Annotated in this window: 18 protein-coding genes; 11 read left to right on the forward strand and 7 right to left on the reverse strand. The window is 51.5% G+C overall.

Annotated elements, in window-relative coordinates:
* Positions 1 to 120: 120 nt before the first annotated feature.
* The gene (locus KNP80_RS08745) at positions 121 to 960 is read left to right on the forward strand and encodes a M15 family metallopeptidase (protein WP_214834524.1); all 840 of its coding nucleotides are present in this window, start codon (positions 121 to 123) and stop codon (positions 958 to 960) included.
* A gap of 78 nt (positions 961 to 1,038) precedes the next feature.
* Entirely contained in the window at positions 1,039 to 1,374 is a 336-nt protein-coding gene (locus KNP80_RS08750; RefSeq protein ID WP_214834526.1) for an antibiotic biosynthesis monooxygenase, read from the forward strand.
* Here KNP80_RS08750 and KNP80_RS08755 read toward each other — a convergent pair.
* Positions 1,357 to 2,058 (reverse strand): CBS domain-containing protein, encoded by a 702-nt coding sequence (locus KNP80_RS08755; protein WP_214718655.1) that lies wholly within the window; start codon positions 2,056 to 2,058, stop codon positions 1,357 to 1,359. The genes KNP80_RS08750 and KNP80_RS08755 overlap by 18 nt on opposite strands.
* Before the next feature lie 111 nt (positions 2,059 to 2,169).
* On the opposite strand from KNP80_RS08755, the gene KNP80_RS08760 reads away from it, so the two are divergent.
* Both KNP80_RS08760 and KNP80_RS08765 read left to right on the forward strand, forming a co-directional pair.
* Positions 2,170 to 2,898, forward strand: coding sequence for an AzlC family ABC transporter permease (locus KNP80_RS08760; RefSeq protein WP_214718656.1), 729 nt, complete (start codon positions 2,170 to 2,172; stop codon positions 2,896 to 2,898).
* Positions 2,895 to 3,197, forward strand: a complete 303-nt coding sequence (locus tag KNP80_RS08765) for an AzlD domain-containing protein (RefSeq protein WP_214718657.1) — start codon at positions 2,895 to 2,897, stop codon at positions 3,195 to 3,197. Before KNP80_RS08760 ends, KNP80_RS08765 begins: the two co-directional genes overlap by 4 nt.
* 36 nt (positions 3,198 to 3,233) lie before the next feature.
* Here KNP80_RS08765 and KNP80_RS08770 read toward each other — a convergent pair whose 3' ends face one another.
* On the reverse strand, positions 3,234 to 4,712 hold the full coding sequence (locus KNP80_RS08770; RefSeq protein WP_214718658.1) for an HD-GYP domain-containing protein: 1,479 nt from the start codon (positions 4,710 to 4,712) through the stop codon (positions 3,234 to 3,236).
* Between the two features lie 112 nt (positions 4,713 to 4,824).
* Positions 4,825 to 6,612, reverse strand: coding sequence for a mechanosensitive ion channel (locus tag KNP80_RS08775; protein WP_214718659.1), 1,788 nt, complete (start codon positions 6,610 to 6,612; stop codon positions 4,825 to 4,827).
* Between the two features lie 223 nt (positions 6,613 to 6,835).
* Between KNP80_RS08775 and mgsA the strand changes: the two genes are divergently transcribed.
* The 4 genes from mgsA to KNP80_RS08795 all read left to right on the forward strand — a co-directional run bounded on the left by mgsA (position 6,836) and on the right by KNP80_RS08795 (position 9,487).
* Complete coding sequence (gene mgsA, locus KNP80_RS08780) at positions 6,836 to 7,249, forward strand: methylglyoxal synthase (protein WP_214718660.1); 414 nt, start codon at positions 6,836 to 6,838, stop codon at positions 7,247 to 7,249.
* Between the two features lie 90 nt (positions 7,250 to 7,339).
* On the forward strand, positions 7,340 to 8,149 hold the full coding sequence (locus tag KNP80_RS08785) for a hypothetical protein (RefSeq protein WP_251128953.1): 810 nt from the start codon (positions 7,340 to 7,342) through the stop codon (positions 8,147 to 8,149).
* Positions 8,150 to 8,262: 113 nt separating this feature from the next.
* Positions 8,263 to 8,778: a YflT domain-containing protein gene (locus KNP80_RS08790; protein WP_029596367.1), complete on the forward strand. Its 516-nt coding sequence runs from the start codon at positions 8,263 to 8,265 to the stop codon at positions 8,776 to 8,778.
* A 13-nt stretch (positions 8,779 to 8,791) separates the two neighbouring features.
* Positions 8,792 to 9,487 carry a YflT domain-containing protein gene (locus KNP80_RS08795; RefSeq protein WP_214718661.1) on the forward strand — a complete coding sequence of 232 codons (696 nt, stop codon included), beginning with the start codon at positions 8,792 to 8,794 and terminating at the stop codon, positions 9,485 to 9,487.
* Positions 9,488 to 9,535: 48 nt separating this feature from the next.
* On the opposite strand, the gene KNP80_RS08800 is transcribed toward KNP80_RS08795, so the two are convergent.
* Genes KNP80_RS08800 through KNP80_RS08810 form a run of 3 tightly spaced genes read right to left on the reverse strand, consistent with a single transcriptional unit; the run spans position 9,536 to position 12,822 of the window.
* The gene (locus tag KNP80_RS08800) at positions 9,536 to 10,498 is read right to left on the reverse strand and encodes a 2-hydroxyacid dehydrogenase (protein ID WP_214834528.1); all 963 of its coding nucleotides are present in this window, start codon (positions 10,496 to 10,498) and stop codon (positions 9,536 to 9,538) included.
* Between the two features lie 50 nt (positions 10,499 to 10,548).
* Complete coding sequence (locus tag KNP80_RS08805) at positions 10,549 to 11,691, reverse strand: YcjF family protein (protein ID WP_214799430.1); 1,143 nt, start codon at positions 11,689 to 11,691, stop codon at positions 10,549 to 10,551.
* Between the two features lie 12 nt (positions 11,692 to 11,703).
* Positions 11,704 to 12,822 (reverse strand): GTPase, encoded by a 1,119-nt coding sequence (locus KNP80_RS08810; RefSeq protein ID WP_214718671.1) that lies wholly within the window; start codon positions 12,820 to 12,822, stop codon positions 11,704 to 11,706.
* A gap of 81 nt (positions 12,823 to 12,903) precedes the next feature.
* Here KNP80_RS08810 and KNP80_RS08815 point away from each other — a divergent pair, with 81 nt between their 5' ends.
* A complete protein-coding gene (locus tag KNP80_RS08815; RefSeq protein WP_214718672.1) occupies positions 12,904 to 13,290 on the forward strand; it encodes a VOC family protein in 387 nt (128 codons plus the stop codon).
* A 95-nt stretch (positions 13,291 to 13,385) separates the two neighbouring features.
* Positions 13,386 to 14,186, forward strand: coding sequence for a formate/nitrite transporter family protein (locus KNP80_RS08820; protein WP_214718673.1), 801 nt, complete (start codon positions 13,386 to 13,388; stop codon positions 14,184 to 14,186).
* A gap of 51 nt (positions 14,187 to 14,237) precedes the next feature.
* On the opposite strand, the gene KNP80_RS08825 is transcribed toward KNP80_RS08820, so the two are convergent.
* Entirely contained in the window at positions 14,238 to 15,701 is a 1,464-nt protein-coding gene (locus KNP80_RS08825) for an alanine/glycine:cation symporter family protein (protein WP_214718674.1), read from the reverse strand.
* A gap of 420 nt (positions 15,702 to 16,121) precedes the next feature.
* Between KNP80_RS08825 and KNP80_RS08830 the strand changes: the two genes are divergently transcribed.
* A complete protein-coding gene (locus KNP80_RS08830) occupies positions 16,122 to 17,096 on the forward strand; it encodes a hypothetical protein (RefSeq protein ID WP_214833023.1) in 975 nt (324 codons plus the stop codon).
* The last annotated feature ends 37 nt before the right edge of the window (positions 17,097 to 17,133 follow it).

The raw sequence follows: 17,133 nt of genomic DNA on the forward strand, positions 1-17,133 counted from the left end.
CAGTACACGCTTCAGGTCAAGAGACGGAGACGATTTATCTCTTATTCCCTGATTCGTTATCTTTTCATCATTTGAAAAAAAGGGAAAAGAAGAGCAACGACTCAAAAGGAGGTCATCCTCATGAAACTCATCCGTGTACTCCTCGTCCTGATGCTCATCTTTCCCGTCATATCCACTTCCGCCGCAACCCCGTCACCCCAGCCAGGCTACACGATTAAAACGACGAAACTGTACTGGCGGGCCATGCAAGCGTCCCCGGTCGCCAAGACGCTGTCCACGAACACACCTGTCCGTTACACGATGTATAATCGCAGTTGGTCAAACGTCTATATCGATGGCACACGCTACTATACCCCGTCGAGCAACTTGAAAGCTGGCATCCCGAAACTTGCGCCTGCGGAACGGATTCGACTCGTCAATAAACAACACGGCCTCTCGAGCACGTATCGTTCGCGGCAACTCGTCACGTTGACCATCCCGACCGTCTACACGAAAGGAAGCGAGCGAACCCTCATGGCCGCTGAAGCCGCTCACGCGCTAGCCCTCCTCTATTACGCCGGGCGAAAAGAAGGCCACACGTTGTATGCCCTCAGCGCCTATCGCTCCTACGCCACTCAAAAATCACTTTATACGTATTGGGTCAACACGCGAGGCACGGCGTACGCCTCAAAATATGTCGCCCGTCCTGGATATAGTGAGCATCAAACCGGCCTCGCCGTCGATATGACGAGTGCACGCATGCAGATGGGACTCTATGCCTCGTTCGACCAGACCCCAGAAGGCAAATGGATGCTCCAACAGGCACACCGTTACGGATTTATCGTCCGCTATCCGAAAGGCAAAGAGAAAATCACCGGCTACAACTACGAGCCATGGCATCTACGGTACGTCGGTGTGAAAGAAGCGACAACGATGAAACAACAAAATTGGACGTTCGAGGAGTGGTGGGCCGAACGTTGATGCGAGCATCTCGAGCGAGGCATCGATCGTGTTCCATGTATAATGAACCCGTACGATATCGCAGAGGAGGACATGTGCATGTGGATTGTCATGAACAAACTAGACATTGAAAAAGGGAAGATTGAGGCGGTCACCGCCCGTTTCCAAACGACGAAAGGCATCGAGTCGATGGATGGATTCATCCGGATGCAAGTGTTGACGGATACATCGGATGAGACGAAAGATCAGGTCGTCATCATGACGACGTGGCGCGACGCGGCGAGCTTTGAGAATTGGCGCGATAGCGGTGCGTATAAACATGCCCACAAAAAACGGGACGACGGCACTTCTGAAGTGAAGCCCATCGTCCTCGGAAACACGGTCACTCAATATGAGGTCGCCATCGAGCACGGCGCCTCAACCGATGACGTATAAAATATCTTGTGGTCGGATAATCCCGAGTAACGGCTCATCTTCTTGTCCCGTCTCGGTAATGAGCAAGGCATCGAGACGGACGCCGTCCTTCATACTAATGAAATGATGGTGCGCCTCGATGACCGACGTCTCTTGCGCGATAAATCGGTACCGTCGCCGGTGCGGGTCGTGTTGGAGTACGTGCTTGACTTGAACGCCTTCGAGTGACACATGCGGCCCGTCGACCGTTTCGGCGAGCCAACTGGTCACTCCTTTTTTCGTCAACAACCCACGCCACGACCCGTCTTGGTTATAGACAGGGAACTGCGAATAATTCTTGTCTCGAATCTCGCCGAGCACGGCGACGAGCGAATCGTCGGCGTCAAACGTCGTCACGATTTTACGGAACAGCGGGATGACTTGACGCGGATGGAGCAGTTCTTTCTCCACTTCGAGAATCAAATTGACGATGGAGTCATGCGGTTCAGCGATGATGAAGTCTGGCTCCCGCCGTTCGTGGACGATGGCGTTCCGCAACTGACTCATTTGATGTAAATCTTCTTTATACCTGTCAATAATCGGATTATGTTTGGCAAGACGGTTAACCATGTTGCTGAAACTGAAATGCTGGCCGTCCCCCATCTCTCGACTCAAGTAATCCTCAATCCGATGATACGATGCGATAAATTCTTCAGCTCGACTCATACATTCACGCTCCTTATCGCCTTTATATACCCTATTTTTTTAGTTTCGAGCAGGAAAGCGTGACCCAATCTCGAATCCACATTAAATCATCTATGAAATGGAGGAGGTCTCATGGCAACCCCGGTCTCTCAAATGACACCGATTCCGAATAAGGACGCCTTCCGTTCTGGCATGCGTGCCGGCATTCCCGTCGCCGTCGGCTACATCCCGATTGCCATCGCCTTCGGCCTGCTTGCGAAATCATTCGATATGCCAAACGTCATCACGCTTGCCATGTCCTTATTCATCTTTGCCGGTGCCAGTCAGTTCATCGGTGTCCAGTTGATTATGGCCGGTTCGATGTATTGGGAGATTATCTTGACGACGTTCATCCTGAACTTACGGCACTTCCTGATGTCGGCGTCGTTGTCCCAACGTCTCGAGACGACCTCGAATCGATTTCTGGCCGCCATCGCGTTCGGCGTGACCGATGAGACGTTCAGTGTCGCCTCGACGCGTGACGAGTCGACGCGCGGCCACTTTGTGCTCGGGCTAAACATGATTGCCTTCTTGGCTTGGAACGTCGGGACATGGATTGGCGTCTTTCTCGCCTTCGGCTTGCCCGCCTCGGTCCAAACGAGTATGGGCATCGCCTTGTACGCCATGTTCATCGGCCTACTCGTCCCATCCCTTACCCGCAAACCGGTCATCGTCGTAGCTGCAATCGCCGTCTTGACTCAAGCCATTCTCTACTTCGGCGTCTCTCCATTCATCCCGCTGTCGTCCGGTTTGAGCATCATCTTGGCCACGATGGTCGCAGCCGGCATCGGCGCTTTCGTATACAAGGAGGATGAGGTATGATCAGTCTGTTTTTGCTCGTCCTTGCCATGGCGTTCGTCACATACATCCCGCGGCTCGTTCCGCTGCTTTGGCTCCGGGACGTCAAGTTGCCGCCGCTCTTGAAGCGATTTTTACTGTTCACGCCTTATGCGGTGCTCGCCAGCCTGATTTTTCCGGGCATCCTACAGGCGACGAACAGTCTCACGTCCGCTTTAGCGGGTGGGATGGTCGCCGCAGCGCTCGCATTACTCCGGGCCAACTTGATGCTCGTCGTCATCGGCGGCATCGCCGGGGTGTATCTCGTTGATGCGTTTCTCTAACAAACAAGTCCGCCCGATTTGGGCGGACTTGTTTGTTTAGGCAGAGACGGCCTGACGTCGTAATTGAACGAACACGTCGACGAATGCGGCATCCCACTGGGTACCACGTCCACTCTCGAGAATCGAGAGTGCTTTTTCGACAGGCATCCCCTTCCGATACGGACGGTCCGATGTCATGGCGTCATACGCGTCGGCAATCGCCATGATGCGACCGAAGAGCGGAATACGTTCTCCGACCAATCCGTCCGGATATCCGCGCCCGTCAATCCGTTCATGGTGAGACCGGACCCCGGCCATAATCGGTTGCAGTGACTCGGGCAAGGCGATTTGATTCAATATATGAATGCCGATTGTCGGATGCTCTTGAATCTGGGCGAACTCATGGTCCGTCAACTTTCCTTCTTTCAACAGCACATCGTCACGAATCCCAATTTTCCCGATATCGTGTAGCAACGCCGATTTGCGGAGCAGTTCAATCTGTTCATTCGGCAACTGAAGTGCCTGCGCCAATTCGACTGAATAGGCGGCCACCCGCTCAGAATGTCCGGCCGTATACGAATCGCGGGCATCGAGTGTCGCGGCGAACAAAACAAATAGGCTATTTAACAGTTGTTCGTTTTCCTGATCACGGTACGTGACGTTCGTCACCATTTGGTTGAACCCGGTGACGAGTTGGGCGAACTCATCGGAGTAAGGGTTGTCGATTGTGTTCAACCGCCCGGCATCCAATGCGGCGACCCCTTCGGTCAAGGCCCCGATTGGACGCTTGATGTTGTCATACAACAAAAAACTACTGAACGTCGCAACTCCGATGATGACGACCAAAATCAAAGCCGCCCACTGCCAATACGCATCGGCTTGTTCTACCGCCGACAGCTGCACTCCTGACGCTAAAATGAACAATGCGACCGGGAAGACCCCGATGACGAGCATGCTAATCAACAACTTCGTTCGGACGCTGATGGACCGATACGTCGCTTGCAGCGGACGTTGATGCAGGCGATGGCTCATCTCTTGCAATTGGAGCAAGAGCGTTTCCACCGACCGGTACGTCAAAAAGAATTCGATAAGCGCGTGTAAGATGGCAATCAAGATGGCGCCGAATGCCGCCAAACCAATCAACCGATACGGGAGGTCGATCCAGCCTTGGTGAATGGCGAACGCCGTCAAACTCATCGCTGGAACGGATAACCCGAATAAGTGCGGACCAAGAATCCGCTTTACCGTCAACGTTGGAAAGTGACTCGTCTGATTGAACGCTTGTTGTAACGCCTCATAGGTCGGTGCATCCGTATGGAACACGTGATAGATAGGACGAATGTGACGCCGATAGAGGAGTAATTCAAGCCCAATCATCGTCATGCCCGACAACCCCATGATGACGGCCAAGATGAGCATCTCGGCCGGGGAAAGACTGAGCGTCTGAAAAATAAACAGACCCCCGACCCCAAACACAGCGATGCCTGATCCCCATATGTAGTTCATAATGAGCGTACGTTGAAACTGTTTGAACATATGTATGTCACTCCTGCCTTCTTACCGACCTGTTTCTTATTATATCGACAAAAGTGACACTATTTTACAGCAAAACAAAACGGGCCCCTGTACAGGGACCCGTCCTTCACTGTTATGGACGAAGTGGACCTTCGTTGTCATCAAGTGAACGGTTATCTTGATCTGGTGTGATGTTGTCATGGAACGGGTTCGGCTCTGGACCGTCTACGTTCGTCACATCAGATTGTGGGGTTTGGGGACGATTCGTTTCGCGTTTCAACTCTTGTTTCGTTTGATTCGCTTCACGTTTCGACTGCTCCACACCTTGTTTCGCCTGTTGCTTCGCAGCTTCGGCTTCTTGATTCATTTGGGCTTTTTCTTGCTCGAGACCTTCTTTCGATACTTCTGTCTCATCAATTCGTTTCTCCGCTTTCTTCAAGTAGCGAGCTGCTGTCTCGCGTCCACCAAGACCGAAGGCAAGACCGAAGGCGAGGGCAACTGCACCGAGGATGAGCAAGAATGCCGTATTGACGATCATTGGCGCGATGCCAAGTTGGCTGATTGCCATGAAGAAAGCGATTCCAAGAATCGCGTATTTCGCGACGTGGCGCAAGACGCTCGGTTGGCCAGCTCCATCTACGAGCACGCTACCGACGAGACGCTCTGCCATGTTCGCGAGCCAGAAACCGACCGCCAAGATGACGATGGCTGCGATGACCATTGGCAAGTATGCGAAGATTGCTGTTGCGAGCGAAGCCATAAAGTCGAGGTTCGCGACTTGAAGTGCCTCTGATACGAACAACAAGATGATGATGATTTGAACGATGGTTCCGATGACTTGTGCAATCGATGTCGATGATGTTGAGCGGCCACCGAGACCCATTTTGCTAGCGAGTGAGTTGACGCCCAAGTTCTCAAGGAGAGACACGACGACACCTTTCAACCACTTGGCAATAAACACACCGGCGAGAATCAAGACGATTGCCACGATGATATTCGGAATCATCGCCAAGACATCATTGAGCATCGAGATGGCCGGATCTGAAATTCCACGAACATCAAGTGCTTCAAGCGCTGAAATCGTGACCGGAATCATAATCAAGATGAAGACGATCGTTCCAACCGCTTTTGCGAGACTTGACCCTTTCACGTAATCAGCCAAGTGAAGTTTCTCGGCGAAGCGGTTAAGACCTGCCGCTTCCAAGAACTTCGTCAAAATATCGCGGACGATTTTCGCAACGACATAACCAATCGCGAAGATAAGGGCTGCAGCGACAAGTTTTGGAATGAAGGCAAGGAAACTGTTCAACAAGTCTTCAAACGGACCGCTGATGCCTCGTAACCCAAGCGCATCGAGTACCGCTGGAAGAGCTAACAATAGGACAAGGTAAAAGACGATATTGGCGACCGTGTCAACCCATTTCGTCTGATTGACACTAGTCGACTCTTGGCCTGTCTTCTCCATCAACTTGTTCAAGTTGAGACGATGACCTGCCATTTGAATCCCTTTCTTCAAGAGCGTGGCGATAATCCATGCGACGAGCAGGATGAGACCTGCTTTAATCACGCCTGTGATCAAGCCAGAGAAGCCGGCATAGATTTGACTGAACGGTTGAGCGACAGCTGGTACGTTCAAGAATTCAAAGATAATTAAGAATGCGAGAAGCAGTACGCCGAAGAAGACGACTTTTGCGATGATGCGTTCAGGCGTCCACCGCTTTTCCTCTCTTCCAGGCTTTCCGGGTTCACCTTCTTGTTTTACCCCTACACGGTCGTCAAGACGTGCTTTGCGAAGCGCTTTGCGCGTCACATTTTCAAGAACTTTCGCCAAAATGAATCCGACGACAAGAATGACCAAGGCAAGCAAAAGCTCAGGCAGCCATGACATGAATGTGTTGAAGTTATAAGTAGTATCGTTCATTTAACATCTTCCTCCAATCTCTTTTTGAAATGATTTCATTTATTTGACTCTTTGTATAAATACCAACATTTTCATCTGCCTAAACCTTGCCATTTCCTATTCCTCTATAAATCATTCTCGTCAAAACGTTTTTTAGAAAGTGCTCTTATAAGAAAGAAGTCGTGTCTTTCTCCAGTAAATGTGATACGAATTAAAAGAAGAAGTCTTTTGAGGAGGAATCAAGATGAACATCGCCCTGATTGCCCACGATAAGAAAAAAGATGATTTGATTGTGCTCGTAAAAGCCTACGCCCACGTCTTGAAACAACATCAATTATTCGCGACCGGCACAACCGGGAAGCGCGTCGCCGAGGCGACCGGTTTACCGGTCCATTGTTTTCAATCCGGACCGCTTGGCGGGGACCAAGAAATCGGTGCCGCCGTCGCCCGAGGCGAGATAGACATGATTATTTTCTTCCGTGACCCGTTGACGGCCCAGCCGCACGAACCCGATGTGAGCGCCTTGATGCGTCTCTGTGACGTGTATTCGATTCCGCTAGCGACGAATATGGGAGGCAGTGAGATTCTCATCCGCAGCATCGAACAAGGGGACTTCGAATCATTGACGCTATCGCATAACGACCCACCCCCGGAATAATCCAACTATGAGAAGAGAGGAATTTTTCTGAAATCACACGTATCGAACGACCCAATCGTTCAACAGTTTTACGATCAAGTCCGAACGCACTTGCACGACCTGCTCAATGATGAGACGAAAGCCGATCGGTTGCTCGACAGTTTAGCGGGCTATATTCGACAAGCGGAAAAGAACGAACAGTCGCTAGAGGGGCTGACCAAGCAAAACCCGAAGGAATATGCCTTATTCTTAATCGAACAACCGACGACGAACGAAGAGTATCGCCGTCGCTACCATACGATGATCGAGGCGTCAGAAGAATTGAAATCGCATGAGAAAACTCAAGCCAATCGGGAATTCGACTGGGCCATCGATCGGCTCAACGACGTCCAGGTCAAGCTTCAAGATGTCGAGATGCGTGACGTCTCCTTTTTGGCCTATACAAAAATCGAGGCCATCAAATCATCGCGTCGCGTCTGGAATCAATTCGGTTGGCTGCTCGGCATGATTTTAGCGTTCGCTTATGCGAATCTGTTGCTCGTTATGGATGACGTATTCAGTTTGCGCTTGTTCACGGCACCGGCCACGCCTTATCCGCTCGACTACTTCGGATTCGTGCTCCCAGTGTTGTTGACTGGTGCCGTGTTTGGACTTTTGACGCGGTTTCGCCATCACTTTCAGACGTTAGGACGACGGATTCTATTCGCCTTGCTCATCATTGCCGTATACGTCGGGTTCGTTTTACTGACCCAGCCCATCCTGTTCTCGCTCGGATGGTCATTCTTGATTCAATTGACGCCTGTGTATGCGCTCATTCTGCTCGCGATCAGTGGATTCATGGCCATGTGGACACTCGTCGAGTTCGTTTGGAAGAACACGCGATGCCATCTCGGAAACGAAACATTGATGATTTATTATTGATGACGCCATTCTCGCCTTGAGATGGCGTTTTTTGTTTGAACCTTTGTTAGAACGGAAATTACTAATAGCGTGACGTCGATTTAACAAATAAACGATTACGAAGGAGGCACAACATGTCGGATCGCAAAATCATTGGGTTATTCCATAATGAGCAAGAAGTCATGGATAAGGTGAATGAACTCAAGCAAGCTGGGGAAGCAGAGAAAAACATGCACGTCGTAGCCAAGCGGGATGGGGAAATTTCTGCCTTGCGTTACCACACCGATGTGAACGCCGAATCGGGGATTCGTGATGTCAACTGGTTGGACCGTGTGAAAGCGTTCCTTCACGGAAGCGACCGCATTCGCGATGAGTTGCGGAATATGGGGCTTAGTGACGCGGAGGCTGAAGAGTATTACACGTCAATTGATGCCGGCAAACTATTGCTTTACATCGATAAGCATTCATACGAACGCTATCCGAACATGTATAAAAAAGATAGTGAGCTCGATCATGATAAAGGGGAGGAAGCGGATGGCATCGCCTTCGACGCGAAACCGTTCAATGATCATGACGAGGAACCGCGCGGCACGAAAGAGGACCCAATCGTCCGCGGACATTCTGGCTTAGAAGACCATCGCCGATTATAAGGAGGAAACCAACATGAGTGAGAAACGATTCATCAGCATGTATGACACGCAAGATGCAGCGCTCGGCAAAGTCGAGGAGTTGCGTGCGAAAGGCTACAAAGATTCAGACATCTATGTCGTCGCCAAGCATGAGGACAATGTCTCAATTTTGCGTCGTCAGACAGACGTCCATACCGAAGCGTCGCACCATACCGGATGGTTCGATAAAGTTCGGGCTTTCTTGAGCGGGCATGAGGATGTACACGCGGGACTTCGAAACATGGGCTTGAGCGAAGAAGAGGTAAATCGCCACTATAGCGACGTCGAGGCCGGAAAAATCTTGATTTATGTGGACGAAGATTTCGAACGTCGCCACAATGAAGGACTGACGGTCGATTCGACGCCTTATAACGACTCGAGACACGACTCGAGCCATCAAGGCCACCATACGGCTGATGGTCTTGAAATCGATTCGACTCCATATAATGAACGGAAACATGCCACACATGATGCGAGTCGTTCTGACCGCCCGTCATCTGATGGCTTAGAGGTCGATTCGAAACCGTTCAATGAATCGGTCGGTGATGACCCGAACCGAGCCGTCGACCCTGAACAAGATCGCTTGGATAAAGAGTCCGATATAAACGACCGCGAGAACAAATTGCGCGGACTCGATGATCGGGCACTTCGTAACGACTATGAAGATCCGGATAATATTCGCCGTTTCTAATCCACGGATGCAACAAGGACCTGACCGCAACCCGGTCAGGTCCTTGTTTTACGTCAAACGGTTCTTCGGTTCTTCCCCATCAAGCACGTTCATGATGGCTTCTCGATTGAGCGCCATCATCGCGAGTCGGGTCTGAATCGAGGCGCTGCCGATGTGCGGAAGTGTCGTCACGTTCGGGAGTGTCAAGAGCGGATGGTCCATTGCCACCGGCTCTTTCGCAAACACGTCGAGACCGGCCGCCCAAATTCGCTGTTCGTTTAACGCCTCGTATAACGCCGTCTCATCGATAATCTCGCCACGGGCGACATTGATGAAGATGGCAGTCGATTTCATTTTAGCGAACTGTTCCACCCCTAGCATCCCACGTGTTTCCTCGGTGAGGGGCGCAAGGACGACGACGAAATCGGATTGTTCGAGCAGTTCATCGAGTTCCGCGTAGACGAACCCGTACATCGATTCCGATTCATGCCGTCGCGTCCGATTATGGTACAACACGTCCATGTCGAAGCCACGGGCCCGGCGTGCGACCGCCTCGCCGATACGTCCCATTCCGATAATCCCGAGCTTGGCCCGATACAAGTCCATACCGACGTACCCCATCGGCGTCCACGACTTCCACTCCCCGGCCCGTAAATCACGTTCCGCTTCCCCAAGCCGGCGTGCCGTCATCATCATCAGTCCGAAAGCGAGGTCGGCCGTCGTCTCGGTCAACACGTCTGGCGTGTTCGTCACGATAATGCCACGTTCTTTCGCCGCCTCGATATCGATATTGTTATAGCCGACCGCCAAGTTCGAGATGACTTCGAGCTGCGGGGCTTGCTCCATCAGTTCCCGGTCAATCGTGTCACTGAGCATCGTCCAAAGCGCATGTGCCGACGCCGCTTCTTCCACTAACACGTCACGCGGGACACTCTTCGCTTCTTCTTCCCACATGCGGACCTCATACTTGTCCCGTAGCGGTGCCACAGCCTCTTCCGGTAATCGTCTCGTGATGTAAATTCGTTTCTTCATGTCGTTTCCCCCTTTTGTCTCGTCTCGACCAGTGTATCAAACCGATTCAATCAAGACTTCTTTTTCGTCACTGGATTTTGTTCCATGAACTTTTCGAACAACGAGCCAAAGTCACTGTCGAGCAGTTGCTCAATCGTCTTCGATGAGTCCATCGCGTTCCGGTACGCGACTTCGTTGATGGCGAGGCCGATCGCCCACGTGATGCCTGATGCGACAGTCGCATTGATGACGCTCGCCGCCGCGTTCGCCCCCGGGAAGAATTTCATAACGTTCAGTAAAATCGTCTTCGAGAGCGCCCGTCCGATTTGCGGGATGATGGTGCTGCCGATCAGCGTCTTCAGCATATCGTCGTTCGCTTTCACGCCCCAGTAGCGGAACAAGTGAACGCTCATCGTCACTTGAATCGGTGTGAGCGCGATCGCATCAGCGAACGGAAGCGGAACGGCGGCCGCCGTTCCGGCACTGGCGACATAACCCGAGATGATGCGGTTCGCCTTCTTCCGCTTCAATTTGAGCATCGCCTCACTCTCGGCATGAATCTCCATGAGCAACCCTTCTTGGAGCGAGTGATCGAGCTGTTCGACCGACCACGTGACAAGACGTTCCCAATCGAGATGGGCCCGTAATTCCGGATCATTCAACAGCTCGGCGGCGACGCTGACTTGGAACACGGCCTCTTCAGGTACCACATCCATTAATTCCTGTCGGAGGGCCGTGAGCTCATCTACATCGACTTGGTCGATTTGTGTCAACAGGACGGCGACCGATGTCGCTTCGTTCAACTGTTTGATGAGCGCCCGGTCGAGCGGGGTGACCCGTTTCATCGAGGCGTTGATGACATACCAGACGAGATGAATCTGTTCGGCCGCCCCTTTCGTCTGGGCCCGCTCAACGAAACCGATGACTTCATCGGCATACGCTTGTTGCCGGGCGCTCCCGATTTCATATCCTTCACTGTCGTAGAGCACGATGGCGATCTCATCACTCATGAACTGATGAATCCCTCGCGTCACCGGTTCACCGGCGGCCACTTTCGTCAAGTCGCGACCGAACACGTGGTTGACGACGGAACTCTTGCCTGATCCGGTCGCTCCCGCGATTAAGATATTCGGTTTTTTGACTTTTCCGCGCAATCGGTCGAGCTCTTCCTTCAAATCGTACGTATCAAAATTGAATGGGGTCTGTTTATCCATGTCCGTTCCTCCTCATTGATTGAGCGTCCGGCCGAGCCGTCGCATCTCTTCCTCGAATCCGCGGTGCACGTCCAGCTCGATCGTCTGTTTGACCAGCTCGTACTGTTGATTGACGGCTTTCTTGATGCCGCGCTCCGCCGTTCGCCGTTTGAACGCCCAGTAAATGAAGTGGACGCCCGGAATCATGCCGAGCACCATCTTTCGGACGGTCCGGTTAAACGAATAATCAAACCCGAGCTCGACCCGACGCGTTTTAAAAACAAGGTCGGACGGGGCGCCGACGAGCGGGTAGCGTTCCATCAATTGAATATAATGCCGAACGCCTTGGGCCATCGCCGCCTCTGTCGTCTCAGCGGCCGCTTCGAGCGTTCGTTCCAAGTCTTTTTCGATTTGCCGGGCTTTCCAGCTGATCATCACTTGCGGGGTGATCATGCGAATCGTCTCAGCCGAATGATAGCTCCGGGCGCGCCACGCCTCTAATTCGGTCAATAAATGACGCGTCAAGTTATGCGGTAGTTTTCGTTCGACGTCTTTCCAAAGGTTGGTCCGATTACGTTGCCACACCGCTTCATAGCCGATATGCGGCACGACTTGTCCGCCGAGCAATTTCTTTTCGACACTGTTGACGCGAATCATCGCATCCCGTGAAATTCCGAGTTCGCGCATGAGCACGTCCTCCATCGCTTCCGCCTTCTCGACGTTCATCGCACTGTCTGGGTTATAGTTCGTCAAGATGATCGTCACATTGCTTCGCTTCGCGTAGAGCGGTTTGAGAATCGATTCGAGTTCGTACGCCTCGACGCGCCCCGAGTTGATCGAGAGTAAATAATAGATGGTATGGAACCAGTCGGCGATATCGAGCGCACCTTCTCGCTTGTTGACGATGGAGAGGACCGCTTCATGCCATTCGTCGGACCGGTCCGCTTCGAGTCCCCACGTATCGAAGAAACGGAACAGGATACCGCGCTCGAGATCGTAGTACTCGTATTCGTGAAGTCCTTCGGCCGTCACCGGGCTGCCGGCACGTGACTCGGCAACGTCACGCCCATAAATGTAATTTAAAAAAGCGCTCTTCCCGACCCCGGTCTTCCCGGCGATCAATATGTTCGAGACAAGCCCCGTGTTGTCCATATGGTTCCCCCTGCATTCGTTATATAATAACCATTATACTAAACGGACGCATTTGAAACGTCCGACGGAAGGATGAGACCGATGCTGCACCATGTCGAACTGTACGTTTCCGATTTAACGAAGAGTCTCAACGCTTGGGACTGGCTTCTCACCGAGCTCGGCTATACCGTCTATCAACAATGGGACGAAGGGCGAAGTTATCGCTTCGGCGCCACGTATCTTGTCTTCGTCCAAACCGAGGCCGACCACCTCGAACCGCCCTATCATCGTAAAAAGACCGGGTTGAACCACCTCGCTTTTCATGCCTCCTCATTGGAGCAACTCGAGCGACTGCGCTCAGAATTGCCTCAGCACGGATTCACGGAGCTCTATGCCGATCGATTCCCTTACGCCGGTGGTCCGAACTATATCGCTCTTTATTTCGAGGATCCCGACCGAATGAAAGTCGAACTCGTGGCAACGATGTGAACAGTTGAAACGGCTTTCAAAAAAGTTTGTGAAAACAATTGCAAACTTTCAGTGGACCTCCTAGACTTAAGTTGTCTAAAGGAGGCCGTGTTCAAATGGAAAAACAAGCTGTCGAGTATATGGAAGAAGCCGCCTATAAAAAAGCGACGCTGTTGCGTCATGCGTTCGGTCACTACGCACTCCGCTCCATCGTCGCCGGGTTTCTAATCGGTATTGGGGTCGTGTTTGCCTTTTCGGTCGGTAACATGTTCATCGATGTTCCCGGGACGATGCTGTTTGCCGGGATGAGTTTCTCGGTCGCCCTCGTCTTCATCGTCTGGATGGGCGGCGAGCTGTTCACGAGCAACACGATGTATTTGTATACGGGCGCGAAACGCGGACGTGTCGACTGGCGCGATTTGACGGCCGTCTGGGGCATCAGTTGGATTGGTAACCTCGTCGGTGCGCTTCTCCTCGTCGGACTCGTCATCGGGGCCCACAGCATGGGTGACGTCGACGCCGATCACCTGTTGTCGGTCGTCGCTACGAAAAAGATGGGCGGTGAGGCGTTAGCGATTTTCTTAAAAGGGATTTTGTGTAACATCCTCGTCTGTATCGCCATCTTCATGCCGCTGAAAACGAAGAATGATGTCGCCAAAATCATGCTGACGATGCTCCCGGTCGTCATCTTTTTTGCCGCCGGCTTCGAGCACTCGATTGCCAATATGGGCATTTTCGGGCTTGTGCTCTATTATGTCCCGTCCGAGGCGATTAACGTCAGTCTGGCGTTGCATAACCTCGTCTTCGCCACGCTCGGCAATATCGTGGGCGGTGCCTTGTTCGTCGCCGGGACGTACGTCCATTTGAACGCCAAGCCAGCCGATACGAAAATCGAATCCATCCGTCAACAAGCATAAAAAGACAGGGGCCCCGATGCGCAGGGCCCCTGTTGTTGCACATTGAACGAATTAACCTTTTGTCGTATCGGCAGCAGCCGCTTGGACTGCACCTTGTGCGACTTCTTCTTCTTCGACGTCCCAACATTCCGTGTTCTCGATGCCGAGTTTACGGGCCGAGAAGCGTGGGTTGAGCCCTTGGGCACGCTGCTCTTCGTAGTCGCGAAGGACTTTGAAGGCGACGCCACCGAGTAACGTGATGGCTGCAATGTTGATTAACGTCATCCCTGCCATGAACAAGTCAGCCAAGCTCCAGACGAAGCCGAGGCTTGCGACCGCTCCGATGAAGACGAACGCCATTGTCGCAAGGCGGAAACCAAGAACTGCGTTTTTGCTCTTCTTGATGAACTCGATGTTTGTTTCACCGTAGTAGTAGCTACCTGCGATTGAACTGAAGGCGAACAAGAAGACACTGACAGCGACGAACGCTGGCGCCCATGATCCGATTTGTTCGCTCAATGCATTTTGAAGCATGACGATTCCTTCTCCGTTACCGGCAGCATAGCTGTCTGAGAGGAGGATGATGGCCGCTGTTGCCGTACAGACGATCAACGTGTCCAAGAAGACACCGAGCGCTTGAAGGAAACCTTGTTTCGCTGGGTGTGAAACTTCAGCAGCTGCTGCCGCGTTTGGTGCCGAACCCATACCTGCTTCGTTCGAGAAGAGACCGCGACGTACACCCATCGAGATGGCTGCTCCGACCGATCCACCGAACGCTTGCTCAAGACCGAATGCGCTCTGGAAGATCATCGCTAACACGCCTGGGATTTCTGTGATGTTGACGACGACGACATAAGCGGCGATGGCCAAGTACAATCCAGCCATAATCGGTACAACGATTGCCGAGAAGTTGGCGACACGGTGTACACCACCGAAGATGACCAATCCAGTCAAGACGACGAGGATGGCTCCACCGACGACGGCATCGATGCCGAACGCGTTATCAAACGCGGCCGCGATCGTGTTCGATTGCACTGAGTTGAAGATGAGACCGAACGTCACCGCGATTAAGACGGCGAAGACGATACCAAGGGCCCGGTTGTTGAGTCCTTTTTCAATGTAGTATGCTGGACCGCCGCGGTACGCGACGTCATCTTTTACTTTATAGACTTGTGCGAGCGTGCTCTCAATCATCGCTGTCGCTCCACCGAGAAGCGCGACGATCCACATCCAGAAGACCGCTCCTGGTCCACCGACCGTCACGGCGACGGTGACACCGGCCAAGTTACCCGTCCCGATTCGTGTGGCTGCTCCGATGAAGAACGATTTCATTGAACTGATGCTCTTGCTGTCTGTGACCTCCGGTTTTTCAGCGACGACCCGGAACATCTCTTTTAAGTAACGGAACTGCATAAAGCGTGTCCTCACTGTAAAGTAAATCCCGGCTCCGACGAGCGCGACGATGAGAACATACGTCCATAAGATGTTGTTCATGTAATCGACGCTTCCTTGTAACATGCTTTGCACGGCTTCCATAAATAAGTTCCTCCCTGTTGTGTGAATCTAAAGTTGTTAAGATGTTTTATAATGTCTTGTTTTGAATTATACAAAGATTCTGACAATTATCAATAATTTTTTTATAGGTCAGTTCACACTTATTTCATATGTTATATAACAAAAGTTGAGTTATAGCTTTATTTAAAGCGCTTACAAAGTTATCTGAAAGAAATAATAAATCTTTATTTCCCTGCTGTATTTTGACGTCCTCATTCAACTTGTTTCAAACTATTCGCTTTGTGAATAGGTTTTAATGTGAATATTGTTTACATTTCTCATCTCGTTTGAATTATTTCCCTGATTTGCGACTGAACGCTAATTGACCGGGTAATAAATAACTATAGGTGTGCACCTTCTATAACACCACGTTCAGTCATCACGAGGAAAGAAGGGAACGAGATGAAGAAGCATCGAAAATGGTGGTCACTGTTGTTCGTGCTCATGTTCGTGCTGTCGCTCTTGCCAATGAAAGGAGTCGTTGCGGAAGAAAGTAGTAAACAATGGTGTGTGTCGACGACGTCGAGTACAACGATTTATGCGGGACAAAACATCCCGATTGGTACTGTTGACTTTGAGTTCGTTGCCGATGGGCTGAAAATCGTCATCGATTTGAATGACGGGGTCGTCTTACAGGATGTACCAGAAAACATCAAGATTGATTTCCGTTTAACGACCGAGTCTCTTGAGCGTGGAAGTCCCGGTGCATATGAATTCAAGATCAAATCACTTGTCGACCCGACACAGTTACTGATTCCGTATGCGAATCTCGCCGGTTACCTTGGAGTCACTGAATCCACGCTTTTGTCAGACGGATTCCAATTCAATGTTTTCCTCCACTTGGATACGGTCGTGAACGGTTCGAACGAAACAGCCTATCCGGGTGATCCGGGCGTCGGTACTCCTTGGGTCCGCTACGTCACGTTGACGGTGGAAGAATGTACGCCACCACCGCCACCAACGGACGACTATGATGTGTATACGATCGGTTTCTGGAAAAACACATTCAACTTCGACAAAGTAACGTTCTCGTATGGAACGTTCATTACACTCAACGGCCAAACCTATAGCGTGACTGACGACCGTGAAGCACTCGCCCTGCTCATGGATCCCGCGAAAAGAGGAATGACCGAAGAGAAACGATTGATTATGCAACTGACGGCTGCAAAAATCAACGTCTTGTTAAACGGTACTGATGTGCTCGATCTCGAGCTCGTCTATGCCATAGACAATAGCGAGGTCGGGTTGACCGTCGGTGAATTGCTCGCCGGTGCGGACGCGGCGCTTGCAAGCAAGAACGTTGAACAGATGAAGTACTATCAACAGCTGCTCGACCACTTCAACAATGGCTATTTCATCGGTACGTCACATGACTGAACAAACCTGGACAAACAAAAAAGGCAGTCGCTCATTG

The sequence above is a fragment of the Exiguobacterium sp. E4787 genome (assembly GCF_018618375.1).
Taxonomy (GTDB): domain Bacteria; phylum Bacillota; class Bacilli; order Exiguobacteriales; family Exiguobacteriaceae; genus Exiguobacterium; species Exiguobacterium chiriqhucha.

What these genes read in the sequence shown, in the direction of transcription:
- KNP80_RS08745 (WP_214834524.1), top strand. Translation starts at nt 121, where the DNA reads ATGAAACTCATCCGTGTACTCCTCGTCCTGATGCTCATCTTTCCCGTC.
- KNP80_RS08750 (WP_214834526.1), top strand. Translation starts at nt 1,039, where the DNA reads ATGTGGATTGTCATGAACAAACTAGACATTGAAAAAGGGAAGATTGAG.
- KNP80_RS08755 (WP_214718655.1), bottom strand. Translation starts at nt 2,058, where the DNA reads ATGAGTCGAGCTGAAGAATTTATCGCATCGTATCATCGGATTGAGGAT.
- KNP80_RS08760 (WP_214718656.1), top strand. Translation starts at nt 2,170, where the DNA reads ATGGCAACCCCGGTCTCTCAAATGACACCGATTCCGAATAAGGACGCC.
- KNP80_RS08765 (WP_214718657.1), top strand. Translation starts at nt 2,895, where the DNA reads ATGATCAGTCTGTTTTTGCTCGTCCTTGCCATGGCGTTCGTCACATAC.
- KNP80_RS08770 (WP_214718658.1), bottom strand. Translation starts at nt 4,712, where the DNA reads ATGTTCAAACAGTTTCAACGTACGCTCATTATGAACTACATATGGGGA.
- KNP80_RS08775 (WP_214718659.1), bottom strand. Translation starts at nt 6,612, where the DNA reads ATGAACGATACTACTTATAACTTCAACACATTCATGTCATGGCTGCCT.
- mgsA (WP_214718660.1), top strand. Translation starts at nt 6,836, where the DNA reads ATGAACATCGCCCTGATTGCCCACGATAAGAAAAAAGATGATTTGATT.
- KNP80_RS08790 (WP_029596367.1), top strand. Translation starts at nt 8,263, where the DNA reads ATGTCGGATCGCAAAATCATTGGGTTATTCCATAATGAGCAAGAAGTC.
- KNP80_RS08795 (WP_214718661.1), top strand. Translation starts at nt 8,792, where the DNA reads ATGAGTGAGAAACGATTCATCAGCATGTATGACACGCAAGATGCAGCG.
- KNP80_RS08800 (WP_214834528.1), bottom strand. Translation starts at nt 10,498, where the DNA reads ATGAAGAAACGAATTTACATCACGAGACGATTACCGGAAGAGGCTGTG.
- KNP80_RS08805 (WP_214799430.1), bottom strand. Translation starts at nt 11,691, where the DNA reads ATGGATAAACAGACCCCATTCAATTTTGATACGTACGATTTGAAGGAA.
- KNP80_RS08810 (WP_214718671.1), bottom strand. Translation starts at nt 12,822, where the DNA reads ATGGACAACACGGGGCTTGTCTCGAACATATTGATCGCCGGGAAGACC.
- KNP80_RS08815 (WP_214718672.1), top strand. Translation starts at nt 12,904, where the DNA reads ATGCTGCACCATGTCGAACTGTACGTTTCCGATTTAACGAAGAGTCTC.
- KNP80_RS08820 (WP_214718673.1), top strand. Translation starts at nt 13,386, where the DNA reads ATGGAAAAACAAGCTGTCGAGTATATGGAAGAAGCCGCCTATAAAAAA.
- KNP80_RS08825 (WP_214718674.1), bottom strand. Translation starts at nt 15,701, where the DNA reads ATGGAAGCCGTGCAAAGCATGTTACAAGGAAGCGTCGATTACATGAAC.
- KNP80_RS08830 (WP_214833023.1), top strand. Translation starts at nt 16,122, where the DNA reads ATGAAGAAGCATCGAAAATGGTGGTCACTGTTGTTCGTGCTCATGTTC.